General features: G+C 66.0%; 11 protein-coding genes and 1 pseudogene. 7 read left to right on the top strand and 5 right to left on the bottom strand.

The window, feature by feature from the left end:
* A pseudogene (locus tag Q0C57_RS11870) lies at positions 1 to 921 on the bottom strand (hypothetical protein); the annotation flags it as partial.
* A 406-nt stretch (positions 922 to 1,327) separates the two neighbouring features.
* On the opposite strand from Q0C57_RS11870, the gene dcm reads away from it, so the two are divergent.
* A complete protein-coding gene (dcm, locus tag Q0C57_RS11865) occupies positions 1,328 to 2,509 on the top strand; it encodes a DNA cytosine methyltransferase (protein ID WP_296576629.1) in 1,182 nt (393 codons plus the stop codon).
* Positions 2,510 to 2,546: 37 nt separating this feature from the next.
* Positions 2,547 to 2,822, top strand: a complete 276-nt coding sequence (locus Q0C57_RS11860; RefSeq protein ID WP_296576628.1) for a hypothetical protein — start codon at positions 2,547 to 2,549, stop codon at positions 2,820 to 2,822.
* A gap of 70 nt (positions 2,823 to 2,892) precedes the next feature.
* On the opposite strand, the gene Q0C57_RS11855 is transcribed toward Q0C57_RS11860, so the two are convergent.
* Positions 2,893 to 3,864 carry a hypothetical protein gene (locus tag Q0C57_RS11855; RefSeq protein ID WP_296576625.1) on the bottom strand — a complete coding sequence of 324 codons (972 nt, stop codon included), beginning with the start codon at positions 3,862 to 3,864 and terminating at the stop codon, positions 2,893 to 2,895.
* A gap of 162 nt (positions 3,865 to 4,026) precedes the next feature.
* On the opposite strand from Q0C57_RS11855, the gene dapA reads away from it, so the two are divergent.
* From dapA to Q0C57_RS11840, 3 genes are all read left to right on the top strand, one after another.
* A complete protein-coding gene (dapA, locus tag Q0C57_RS11850; protein WP_296576623.1) occupies positions 4,027 to 4,911 on the top strand; it encodes a 4-hydroxy-tetrahydrodipicolinate synthase in 885 nt (294 codons plus the stop codon).
* A 22-nt stretch (positions 4,912 to 4,933) separates the two neighbouring features.
* Entirely contained in the window at positions 4,934 to 5,407 is a 474-nt protein-coding gene (gene smpB, locus Q0C57_RS11845) for an SsrA-binding protein SmpB (RefSeq protein WP_296576621.1), read from the top strand.
* Positions 5,408 to 5,665: 258 nt separating this feature from the next.
* Positions 5,666 to 6,061 (top strand): VOC family protein, encoded by a 396-nt coding sequence (locus tag Q0C57_RS11840; RefSeq protein WP_296576619.1) that lies wholly within the window; start codon positions 5,666 to 5,668, stop codon positions 6,059 to 6,061.
* Positions 6,062 to 6,178: 117 nt separating this feature from the next.
* On the opposite strand, the gene Q0C57_RS11835 is transcribed toward Q0C57_RS11840, so the two are convergent.
* From Q0C57_RS11835 to Q0C57_RS11825, 3 genes are all read right to left on the bottom strand, one after another.
* Entirely contained in the window at positions 6,179 to 6,898 is a 720-nt protein-coding gene (locus Q0C57_RS11835; RefSeq protein ID WP_296576617.1) for a superoxide dismutase, read from the bottom strand.
* A 102-nt stretch (positions 6,899 to 7,000) separates the two neighbouring features.
* The gene (locus tag Q0C57_RS11830) at positions 7,001 to 7,639 is read right to left on the bottom strand and encodes a uracil-DNA glycosylase (RefSeq protein ID WP_296576615.1); all 639 of its coding nucleotides are present in this window, start codon (positions 7,637 to 7,639) and stop codon (positions 7,001 to 7,003) included.
* A 6-nt stretch (positions 7,640 to 7,645) separates the two neighbouring features.
* The gene (locus Q0C57_RS11825) at positions 7,646 to 8,293 is read right to left on the bottom strand and encodes an NYN domain-containing protein (protein ID WP_296576613.1); all 648 of its coding nucleotides are present in this window, start codon (positions 8,291 to 8,293) and stop codon (positions 7,646 to 7,648) included.
* A gap of 352 nt (positions 8,294 to 8,645) precedes the next feature.
* Here Q0C57_RS11825 and rpoZ point away from each other — a divergent pair, with 352 nt between their 5' ends.
* Both rpoZ and Q0C57_RS11815 read left to right on the top strand, forming a co-directional pair.
* The gene (rpoZ, locus tag Q0C57_RS11820; RefSeq protein WP_296576612.1) at positions 8,646 to 9,035 is read left to right on the top strand and encodes a DNA-directed RNA polymerase subunit omega; all 390 of its coding nucleotides are present in this window, start codon (positions 8,646 to 8,648) and stop codon (positions 9,033 to 9,035) included.
* Between the two features lie 148 nt (positions 9,036 to 9,183).
* Positions 9,184 to 11,349, top strand: a complete 2,166-nt coding sequence (locus Q0C57_RS11815) for a bifunctional (p)ppGpp synthetase/guanosine-3',5'-bis(diphosphate) 3'-pyrophosphohydrolase (protein ID WP_296576610.1) — start codon at positions 9,184 to 9,186, stop codon at positions 11,347 to 11,349.
* The last annotated feature ends 77 nt before the right edge of the window (positions 11,350 to 11,426 follow it).

Raw genomic sequence — 11,426 nt, 5'->3', positions numbered from 1 at the left:
CCGCAGCCACTGGGCGCGGGCGAAGAGGTAGGCCGGGTCGCGGTGCAGCGCCGCCGGCACCTGGGCGAGCAGGGCGCCGCCATTCGGCTTCTGGTCGGTGACGGCGAGGAAGGCGCGCGCCAGAGCCACCTGGCCCGATCCGAGCCGCTGCGCCGCCCGCAGCGCCGTCGCCGCCTCGTTCTCGTGCAGCATGCGGTCGAGCCGCATCTTGTGGTCGCCGGCGCCGAGCCCGGCGCCGAACACCGCGAGCAGGCGCTCCTCCGCCGCCGTCGCCAGGTCCGAACCGTGCCAGACCTCGCGGGCCAGCCTGAGCCCGCGGGCGGCATCGCCGCCGCGCTTCAGCGCGATCGCATAGGCGATGCGCCCCTTGGCCGAGCGCGGCGGGCTGCCCTGGAAGAAGGCCCGAACCACATCGGGACCGGCATTGTCATCGAGGAGCGAGCCCTCGGCCCGCAGGCGGATCCGCTGGCTGGCCGGGAAGGCCGGATGGGCCCTGAGGAAGGCGGCCTGCCGTGCGAAGCCCACCGTCTCGTTGCCGCGCAGGATCATCCATTCGGCCAGAACCCGGGCGACGGGATCGCGGATCTGGTCGCGGGCGGCGGTCGCCGCCTCGACCTGGCCGCGCCGGGTCGCCGCCGCCACCCGGCCGAGCGCTGCCACATCGGCCTCGCTGGCCACCCCGCCGGCAGGGCGCCAGACCTGCTGGTCCCGCGAGATCGACGCCGTCGTCTGCCGGTCCGCCGCGGCATAGCTGGTCAGTTGCGCCGTCACCTCGGCACCGGCCGCCTGTCCCGCCGTATCCCCGCCGGAAACCTCGCTGCGGGCGCAGCCGGCGACGACCAGCGCCGTCAGCGCGACACAGGCCCACAGGTTCAGACGCGGCAGGCGGGAGGCGACGGTGGCGGCCAGCGAAACGGGCATCGGCGAGGGTCCGTCCTGATACACAACGCGGAACGGCCTCACTCGGACAGGAATGTGGCCTCGGAGAGGTGGTTATCAGGCCGTTTTCCTTGACGCTTCCTTGACGGGGAGGGGGGCAACCGCGCGACGTGGTAAAGGCTCCGTTAAGGATGCGGCGGCGCGTCGCACGCTGTCGGGGGGCTTGCACCAGCGCATCGCTCTGTGGTATCTAGGACCGTATTCCCATAATTGGGCCTTGCGAGTTCAGCTGCGACGGCCATGGGCCTTGACGATTTCCAAGGCCTATGGAGTTTTCTATGGGAACATTATACGAACAGATGATGCGGCTTCGCGCTGGGTTCGAGCCGTCCCAGAGCAAGCGACCGATTCGACCGGTTTTTGTGCACGACATGATCTTGGAGACGGAATGAAGGTCGCAGGTCTCTTCGCAGGCATCGGCGGATTGGAAGCGGGCTTTGCGGCCGCGGGTCACAGATCTCTGATGCTGTGCGAGATTTGGGAGCCTGCAAGGGCGGTTCTGGCTGCGAGGTTTCCGGGTGTTCCGATCGAGGCCGACATCGCCCAGTTGCATGCGTTGCCGGGGGATGTCGACCTCGTCGTCGGCGGCTTTCCGTGTCAGGACTTAAGCCAAGCAGGACGGACCGCTGGAATCACGGGCAAGAGGTCCGGGTTGGTCGGGCACGTCTTCAGATTGCTCGATCAGAACCGGGTTCCCTGGGTGGTGCTGGAGAATGTGTCTTTCATGCTCCATCTCGACCAGGGCCGCGCTCTGAGAACGCTGGTCGAAGAATTCGAAGCCCGAGGGTACAGGTGGGCTTATCGCGTCGTAAACTCATTGGCCTTCCTGCCCCAAAGGCGCGAACGGGTCCTGTTCGTGGCAACTACCACTGACGTCGATCCCGCGGATGTCTTGTTCGCCGACGATGTCCCGGTTCCTATTTTGCAGACTTCGCTCTCGACGCATGCCCACGGATTTTATTGGACCGAGGGAGTACGGGGCTTGGGTTGGGCACCCGACGCGGTCCCGACGCTCAAGAACGGATCTACCGTAGGTATCGCTTCACCACCGGCGATATTGCTGCCCGACGGCTCTGCGATTACCCCCGACATTCGCGATGCCGAGCGGTTGCAAGGCTTCGAGGCGGACTGGACCAAGCCGACGGAAACATCCTCTCGTCCATCGCTTCGCTGGTCGCTGGTCGGTAATGCGGTGACGGTGCCGGTCGCGGAGTGGCTAGGCGGCAGGTTGGCGAGGCCGGGCTCGCATCAACGTGATCGAGACGGTGTGCTAGACGCGGACGGACGCTGGCCGCGAGCTGCGCGGTTCGATGGGGATCACAGGCTGAAAGTGACGATCGGCGGATATCCGGTCTGGAGGGAGCGACAGCCTCTTGCGGAATTCCTGTCCTTCGGAGGCAAACTGCTTTCTGCACGCGCCACGAGAGGGTTTCTGGCGCGCACTGATCGGAGCACCCTGCGGTTCGTTCCGGGCTTTCTGCCGCGACTACGTGATCATCTCGCCGTGATGGACGAGCACCAGCGCGGCACGAGGTATCATTCCGACCTCCAAGCCATCGCCGCCGAGTGAGCCCGTCGCTCGTGACGACGTAAAGCGCAGCGCCCTCATGGAGCAGGTGAGGCAACATGGCGCGGCTGCAGAACTGTCTGTCGCCTACCTTCTTCGTGCGGGCGGCGTCGCATACCGCCTAAACGTCAAGTCTCCTTCCGGCTCGCGCGATTTTCCCCATAACAGGCGAAAGCGGGCGATTTTCGCAAACGGCTGCTACTGGCATCATCACAAGAACTGTCCGCGTGCGACGATACCTAAACGAACACCGAATTCTGGCGTTCCAAGTTCGCGCGCAACGACCTCCGCGATGCGAAGGTCTCTCGCGCTTTGAGGCGAGCCGGCTTTCGGGTCGAGATCATCTGGGAATGCGAGATGAAGGATAGGACTTTTTGGCGAGGCGACTAGCCGAAGTCCTTGAATCTCGTCGCATAGATGTGGGCCAGCCGATCGATCATCGAGGCATAGTGGTAGATTTCGCCGGGCTGAGGGGCCGGCGGCGTCTCTACCAGTCGGACCGGGGAACCGTCATTGGTGCAATCCACGACGACGATCGCTAGGGCGTCGTAGCCCGCATCTCCGGTCCGCGAGCGCCTCGGCAACTGCCGCATCTTATCGACGGCCAGTTGAGCATCCCGCGGTTGCCTGTGGTCACTCCATTCGGGGTCGTTCTGCCGGTTTCGCTTGTTGAGATCCGGACTCAAGTAACGGCTTGCGGCGTTTACCATCGTAAAGCCGGCAGCGATCGCCTGGTCGGAAGCGCCATGAACCGTCAGATGCGAGGAGTTCAGCTCCGAATAGAGGCGCGGTAAGGCCCTCTGGTGAGCCGTCATGCAGGCCTTCGCCTCAAGGGCCATAAGCACACTTCCGACCGGCGCACGGTACAGTTCGGGAAGGCGCGCAAGTTCAAGCGCCTCGTCCGGAGCCAACTGGATTTGGTAGGCCTGCACTAACGAGGCGAATGTCTCGCTTCGCGACAGGGTCGCGGCACTTGAGGCTGTGCAGATGACGAGATCGAGATCCTTTTTCTGATCCTGTACGAAATCCTTCATTTCGTGATTGATGCCGAAAAAGACGAGGTCGCCAGCAACATGTTTCCGCAACAGTGGGCATGCTCGCATCAGGTCGAAAACAATGCCCCAGCACGCGACCTTCGAATGATGGTCGCTGCGAGAGTGGTACTGCCACTTGTTTTTGTAGCGATCTTCACGCGTCACCAAAGATAACGTGCGAACGAGAATATCCGGCCCGTACATTGTCATTTTTTGATTGAGAACCCAAGGCAGCACCAGTGTATGAAGGATAGGGAAGCGCAGGTTTACGTCGTCTTCTCGACCCACTATGAACCCACTATGAACCCGAATACGCAAAGACACCAGACGATCGCCGATGGTTGGACGAAACGACGCGCGTCGCCATGGCCTTACCGTACCCGCGCCGCCGCCCGCCACCCTTGACGTTGCGGCCGTCACAAGGCTTTGTGGCCGGCCTTTCGCGGCCTTGCGCCGCCTGTCGCCTCGTTGTCCGGAGAGTGCTCCATGTCCAGCCTGTTCAAGGGATCGCTGCCTGCCCTCGTCACCCCGTTCAAGGACGGCAAGGTGGACGAGAAGGCGTTCCGCGCCCATGTGGACTGGGTGATCACCGAGGGCTCCCACGGCATCGTCCCGGTCGGCACCACCGGCGAGAGCCCGACGCTGAGCCATGACGAGCATAAGCGCGTCGTCGAATGGGCCATCGACGAGGCCCGGGGCCGCGTGCCGGTCATGGCCGGTGCCGGCTCCAACAATACGGCCGAGGCCATCGACTTCTCGCGCCATGCGGAGAAGGCCGGCGCCCAGGGCCTGCTGCACGTCACGCCCTATTACAACAAGCCGAGCCAGGAGGGCCTCTACCGGCACTTCAAGGCCATCGCCGAAGCCACCGCGCTGCCGATCTTCATCTACAACATCCCGCCGCGCTCGGTGGTGGAGATGAGCGTGGAGACCATGGCGCGTCTCGCCGAAATCCCCAATATCGTCGGCGTCAAGGACGCGACGATGAAGCTCGACCGCGTCTCGGCCCAGCGCCAGGCCTGCGGCAAGGACTTCATCCAGCTCTCCGGCGAGGATGGCACCGCGCTCGCCCACATGGCCCATGGCGGCCATGGCTGCATTTCGGTGACTGCGAATGTCGCGCCGCGCCTCTGCGCCGCCTTCCAGAACGCCTGCCTCGCCGGCGACTTTGCCAAGGCGCTGGAGATCCAGGACAAGCTGTTCCCGCTGCACCAGGCCCTCTTCGTCGAGCCGAACCCGGCTCCCTCCAAGGCGGCGCTCAGCCTGCTCGGCCGCATGGCGGACGAGGTGCGCCTGCCCATGGTGGCGGCGTCCCCGGCCACCCGCGAGACCTTGAAGAAGGCCCTCGTCCATGCCGGGCTGATGAACTGACGGGGGAGGCAGAGCACACGCCATGGCGGCCAAGCCGGACCCCAAGATCAAGGTCATCGCCGAGAACCGGCGCGGACGCTTCGACTACGAGATCCTCGACACGTTCGAGGCCGGCCTCCAGCTCACCGGCACCGAGGTCAAGTCGCTGCGCGCCGCCAAGGCGACGATCGGGGAAAGCTATGCCGGCCCCTCGGGCAACGAGTTCTTTCTCTTCAACTGCAACATTCCCGAATATCTGCAGGCCAACCGCTTCAACCACGAGCCGAAGCGGCCGCGCCGCCTGCTCCTGCACAAGCGCGAGATCGCCAAGCTGACCGGCGCCGTGCAGCGCGACGGGCTCACCGTCGTGCCGCTCAAGCTCTATTTCAACGAGCAGGGCCGCGCCAAGCTGCAGCTGGCGCTGGCCCGCGGCAAGAAGCTGCACGACAAGCGCGACACCGAGAAGAAGCGCGACTGGCAGCGCGACCAGGCGCGGATCATGAGGGACCGGGGGTAGGGCGCGGCTGTCACGGCAGAAGGCCGCGAAGCACCGACCCATCGGTCATGGCCGGGCTTGTCCCGGCCATCCACGACTTGAACACGACCGTCGCTGAAGGAAGTCGTGGATGCCCGGCACGAGGCCGGGCATGACGCGGTGAGGGGTGTGGAGGTCCTCACCGGGGGCTGTCCGGCACCCGTGCGCAGTTTCATTCGATCCCCCGTACCCCTTGATCCAGCGCCCTGCCTTCGCTCATCTCGCCTGAGGAGAACCGTCATGGCCTACAAGCTCGACCACGTGGTCATTCATGTCAGCGACTGGGCGCGGTCCAACGCCTTCTACCGCGACGTGCTGGGGGCGGAGGTCGTGCCGCGCGGCGCCGGGTTCGCCTACCGCATCGGCGACATCCGCCTGAACTGCCACGGGCCGGGCATCGGCCATGTCAATGCGGTCGCCCGCGTGCCGGTCATGCCGGGCAATTCCGACATCTGTTTCGAATGGGAGGGCCCGATCGCCGGCGCGGCGGCGCATCTTGCCGCTTGCGGCGTCGCCGTCGAACTCGGCCCGGTGGCGACCAACGGGGTGAGGGGACCGGCCATATCCGTCTATTTCCGTGATCCCGACGGCTCGCTGCTGGAATTCCTCAGCTATCACGGCCAGGTCTCGGCCTGAGGCCGCGACCGCCGGCAAAACCATGGCTGCGACAGCAACCGGGGATTCGCCGATGCGGCGTCAGGCGGCGGCCGGCAGGTGGGGGCAGGCCCGCCGGCGCCGTCCTCAGCCGGATCGTCAGCCCATCGCCTTCTGGAGGTTGGCGGCGGCCTTGTCCCAGTTCACGACGTTCCACCAGGTGGTGACGTAGTCGGCCCGGCGGTTCTGGTACTTGAGGTAATAGGCGTGTTCCCACACGTCGATGCCCATGACCACGCCCTTGACGCCGTCCATCAGCGGGTTGTCCTGGTTGGGCGTCGAGACGATGGCGAGCTTGCCGTCGCTGCCGACCACCAGCCAGCCCCAGCCTGAGCCGAAGCGGCCGACCGAGGTCTGGTTGAACTGCTGGCGCATCTTGTCGACATCGCCGAAAGTGGCATTGATCGCCTGGAGCAGCGCGCCGCCGGGCTGCCTGGCGCCGCCGGGCGTCATGACATCCCAGAAATGGGCGTGGTTCCAATGGCCGCCGAGCTGGTTGCGCACGCCGGTGCGCAGGTTCTGCGGCACGTCGGACAGCTTGCGCAGCACCTTTTCGGTATTGGCGGGGGTCAGTTCGGCATAACTCTGGGAAGCGGTGTTGAGGCCGCCGAGGAAGGCCGCGTGATGGCGGGTGTGATGGACCTCCATCGTCATCTTGTCGATATGCGGCTCGAGCGCGTCATAGGCATAGCCGAGCGGCGGCAGGGTGAAGGGGCCACTGGCGGCCTGGGCATAGACCTTGTGGCTGGCCGGAATGGCCATCATCGTGCCGATGGCGGCGGCGGTGCCGAACAGCTTGAGGGCGTGGCGTCGGTTCATGATTCTCTCCCGTGATCGCGGACCGGCTTGTCGGTGCGGTCCTTCCTGGAACCCGACTCATGCGCCCAGTGGAGGCGGAGGTGCTGTCACGAAGCCGTGAACTCACGCGTCGAGATGGCGTCTGACGGCGGCGAACACGTCCCTGAACATCTGCGGCGTCAGCACACCGGTATTCGTGTTGTAGCGCGAGCAATGATAGCTGGAGAACAGCGTGACGGCGTCGAGCGCATGGACCCCGCCATGGCTGAACGGCACCCGTGCCGGTTTCAGGCCGAGCGCCCGCACGGCACTGTCATGGCCGATCTTGCCGAGGGTGACGACGGCGGCAAGGCGGGGCATGGCGGCGATGGTGGCGGTGAGGAAAGCCCGGCACGTGGCGATCTCCTCCGTCGTCGGCTTGTTCTCCGGCGGGACGCAGCGCACCGCATTGGTGATGCGGGTGTCGATGAGGGTGAGGCCGTCGTCGGGCCGCTCGTCATAGGTGCCGCGGGCGAAGCCGAAGCCGATCAGCGTCTCGTAGAGCAGGTCTCCGGCCCAGTCGCCGGTGAAGGGCCGTCCGGTGCGGTTGGCACCCTGCAGGCCGGGAGCGAGGCCGACGATGAGCAGGCGCGCCTCGGCGCTGCCGAAGGAGGGGACCGGCGCATTGTGCCAGTCGGCATGGGCCCCGCGCTGGCGCTGGCGGAAGGCGACGAGGCGCGGGCAGAGGGGGCAGTCGCGCCCCGGCTGGTCCGGACGGGCCATGGCCGGTCAGCGATCGGCGAAATCGTCGCCGGCACCGGGGGTCGAGGGCGAGGCTGGCCGCGGCGGCCGCGGCCGGTCGCGCACGAACCCCGGCACCTCGGTGCCCGGCGCCCGGAGGGGCCGCTCGGCCGGATCGCGGCCGACCCGCTGGGCCAGATGGGCAAGGTCGATGAACTCGTCGGCCTGGCGGCGCAACTCGTCGGCGATCATGGCCGGCTGCACCGAGACGGTGGAAACGACCGACACCTTGACGCCGCGGCGCTGCAGGGCCTCGACCAGCGAGCGGAAGTCGCCGTCGCCGGAGAACAGGACGATATGGTCGATGCGGGGGGCCAGTTCCATGGCGTCGACGGCGAGTTCGATGTCCATGTTCCCCTTCACCTTCCGGCGGCCGAGGGAATCGGTGAACTCCTTGGCCGCCTTGGTGACGACGGTGAAGCCGTTATAGTCCAGCCAGTCGATCAGCGGCCGGATGGACGAATATTCCTGGTCCTCGACCAGCGCGGTGTAATAATAGGCGCGCAGCAGGTAGCCGCGGCTGCGGAACTCTCCCAGCAGACGTTTGTAGTCGATGTCGAAGCCGAGGGTCTTCGCGGTAGCGTAAAGGTTGGCGCCATCGATGAAGAGGGCAATCCGCTCGGTTCCTGGCGACATGACGTAGCGTCCTTGAGCAGTCAATTCAGTGAAGAATACGGTACAACCGGCGCGAAATGGGCGGGACGGGCGACTTCGGTGAAAAAAACGGAAAGCGAACGACGCCTTTAGAATGGTCGTAGCCTGTTCGTCCTTTGGATAGCAAGTTCATTCTCCGGGGACAATCTGATAATCCGCCTGGGTTCCGCAAGGTTCCCATGCGGCTGTGGCGCCGGTCTGCGGGTGGAAAGCGCCCGGCGCCGGTTGCGGCGCCCAAGAGCCTTGTATCGCGGCGCATCAATGGCTATACAGCCCAGCTTGCCGGACAGATGCCTGTCCCCAGGCTCCATCCCCACGTTTTCAAGGACTAGCGATGGCTCGCGTCACCGTCGAGGATTGCATCGACAAGGTCGATAACCGCTTTGAGCTCGTGCTCGTCGCCAGCCACCGGGCACGCATGCTCGCCGCCGGCTCGCCGATCACCATCGACCGCGACCGCGACAAGAACCCGGTCGTCGCCCTGCGCGAGATCGCCGATGCGACCGTCTCGCCCGACGACCTGCGCGAGGACCTGATCCACTCGCTGCAGAAATATGTCGAGGTCGACGAGCCCGAGCCGGACATGGTGCCGATGATCGCCGCGCCCGGCGCCACCGCCGACGATGCCGACGTGACCATGGACCGCATGAGCGAGGAAGACCTGCTGCGCGGCCTGGAAGGGCTGAAGCCGCCGGAGGACACCGACGACGACGACGGCATGTGAGCCGTTGCGCCTGTCAGCGTTCAGGGCGGCCCGCGGGCCGCCCTTTTGCGTTTCGCAGACCTGGACCGCCGCCGCGCTTGCGGCTTTCCCCCCGGCGGATGCTATCCTGACCGGCCCCGATCGACCTTGCGCCGGTGTTCCTGATCCCATGATGCGTCAATACGAGCTGGTGGAGCGCGTCAAGCGCTACAACCCCAAGGCCGACGAGGCCCTGCTCGACCGCGCCTATGTCTATGCCATGCTTGCCCACGGCACGCAGAAGCGCGCCTCCGGCGACCCCTATTTCTCCCATCCCCTCGAGGTCGCGGCCATCCTCACCGACCTCAAGGTCGATGACGCCACCATCGTCTCGGCCCTGCTGCACGACACGATCGAGGACACCGCCGCCACCAAGGACGACATCCGCGAGAAGTTCGGCGCCGCCATCGCCGAACTGGTCGACGGCCTGACCAAGCTGAAGAAGCTCGACCTGGTGTCGAAACAGGCGGTGCAGGCGGAGAACCTGCGCAAGCTGCTCCTCGCCATCACCTCCGACGTGCGCGTGCTGCTGGTCAAGCTCGCCGACCGCCTGCACAACATGCGCACGCTGCATTATGTGCCGGCGCCCAAGCGTGACCGCGTCGCCCAGGAGACGCTCGACATCTATGCCCCGCTCGCCGGCCGCATGGGCATGCACGACATGCGCGAGGAACTGGAGGACCTGGCCTTCCGCCAGATCAACCCGGAAGCCTACGAGGCCCTGGAACAGCGCCTCGGCCGGCAGCGCGACGCCGCCGCCGCCGTCATCGAGGAGATCGAGACCCAGCTCGCCCGCAAGCTCGCCGGCGAGGGCATCAGCGCCGAGGTCAACGGCCGGCTGAAGAAACCCTATTCGATCTACCGCAAGATGGAGCGCAAGTCGGTCTCCTTCGAGCAGCTCTCCGACATCGTCGCCTTCCGCATCCTCGTCGACGACATCGCCGCCTGCTACGCCGCCGTCGGCATCATCCACACGACATGGCCGGCCGTGCCGCTGCGCTTCAAGGACTATATCTCGACGCCGAAGGGCAACGACTACCGCTCCATCCACACCACCGTCATCGGCCCGCAGAGCCAGCGCGTCGAGATGCAGATCCGCACCCGCCAGATGCACGACATCGCCGAATACGGCATCGCCGCCCACGCCCTCTACAAGGACGACGCCGAACACGCGGAGAGCACCGCCTATGCCTGGCTGCGCCGCACGGTGGAAATGCTCGCCCATGCCGACAATCCCGAGGAGTTCCTCGAACATACCAAGCTCGAGCTGTTCTCCGACCAGGTCTATTGCTTCACCCCCAAGGGCCGGCTCATCGCCCTGCCGCGCAAGGCCAATTGCATCGACTTCGCCTATGCGGTCCACACCGATATCGGCAACCACTGCGCCCGGGCCCGCATCAACGGCGTCGAGCGGCCGCTGGTCACCGAGCTGCAGAACGGCGACGAGGTCGAGATCACCACCGATCCCAAGGCGACCCCCTCGCCGGCCTGGGAGAGCATTGTCGTCACCGGCCGCGCCCGCTCGGCCATCCGCCGCGCCACCCGCATGGCGACCCGCGCCCAATATCTCGAACTCGGCCGCCACATCGTCCAGACCCTGTTCACCCGCGCCGGCAAGCCCTTCTCCGACGACATCCTGCGCCAGGGCCTCAAGCGCCTCGCCCGCGCCGGCGTCGAGGACGTCTACTGGGCCGTCGGCCGCAATGAGATCCCCGACTCCGACGTGCTCAAGGCGGTCTATCCCGACTTCAAGAGCGAGACCCCGCTCGGGCCCAAGCCCACCGCCGACTGGTTCGGCGTCGGCGGCGAGACGGCGCTGAAGTTCCAGGTGCCGGAATCGGAGGGGGCCATCCCCATCCGCGGCATCAATCTCGACCTGCCGGTGCGCTTCTCGCGGGAGAGCGGTGCCGTGCCCGGCGACCGCATCGTCGGCATCATGACGCCGGGGGAGGGGATCACCATCTTCCCCATCCAGTCGCCGGCGCTCGCCGCCTATGACAACGAGCCGGAGCGCTGGCTCGACGTGCGCTGGGACGTCGACAGCGCCAAGCGCTCCCGCTACCCCGCCCGCATCGCGGTGAAGTCGCGCAACGCGCCGGGCTCGCTCGCGGCGGTGACGCAGGTCATCGCCGACAATGACGGCAACATCGACAATTTGCGCATGCAGCGCACTACGGCCGACTACACCAATGTCGCCATCGACCTCGAGGTCTGGGACCTCAAGCACCTCAACGCCATCATCGCGGGCATCAGGACGCTGCCGATGACGGCCGAGGCGCAGCGGGTGTTCGAGTAGGGGGCGCCTCCACCGGCCGACGGGCGCCTGCGTCACTCGCGCATTTCACATTTCAAAATAGCCTATGCGACCCGCCC

It is taken from the genome of Phreatobacter sp., from assembly GCF_022843985.1.
GTDB lineage: Bacteria > Pseudomonadota > Alphaproteobacteria > Rhizobiales > Phreatobacteraceae > Phreatobacter.
This window is presented reverse-complemented; position numbering and strand designations above follow the sequence as displayed.

What these genes read in the sequence shown, in the direction of transcription:
- Q0C57_RS11860 (WP_296576628.1), top strand. Translation starts at nt 2,547, where the DNA reads ATGGAGCAGGTGAGGCAACATGGCGCGGCTGCAGAACTGTCTGTCGCC.
- Q0C57_RS11815 (WP_296576610.1), top strand. Translation starts at nt 9,184, where the DNA reads ATGATGCGTCAATACGAGCTGGTGGAGCGCGTCAAGCGCTACAACCCC.
- smpB (WP_296576621.1), top strand. Translation starts at nt 4,934, where the DNA reads ATGGCGGCCAAGCCGGACCCCAAGATCAAGGTCATCGCCGAGAACCGG.
- Q0C57_RS11825 (WP_296576613.1), bottom strand. Translation starts at nt 8,293, where the DNA reads ATGTCGCCAGGAACCGAGCGGATTGCCCTCTTCATCGATGGCGCCAAC.
- rpoZ (WP_296576612.1), top strand. Translation starts at nt 8,646, where the DNA reads ATGGCTCGCGTCACCGTCGAGGATTGCATCGACAAGGTCGATAACCGC.
- dapA (WP_296576623.1), top strand. Translation starts at nt 4,027, where the DNA reads ATGTCCAGCCTGTTCAAGGGATCGCTGCCTGCCCTCGTCACCCCGTTC.
- Q0C57_RS11830 (WP_296576615.1), bottom strand. Translation starts at nt 7,639, where the DNA reads ATGGCCCGTCCGGACCAGCCGGGGCGCGACTGCCCCCTCTGCCCGCGC.
- dcm (WP_296576629.1), top strand. Translation starts at nt 1,328, where the DNA reads ATGAAGGTCGCAGGTCTCTTCGCAGGCATCGGCGGATTGGAAGCGGGC.
- Q0C57_RS11835 (WP_296576617.1), bottom strand. Translation starts at nt 6,898, where the DNA reads ATGAACCGACGCCACGCCCTCAAGCTGTTCGGCACCGCCGCCGCCATC.
- Q0C57_RS11840 (WP_296576619.1), top strand. Translation starts at nt 5,666, where the DNA reads ATGGCCTACAAGCTCGACCACGTGGTCATTCATGTCAGCGACTGGGCG.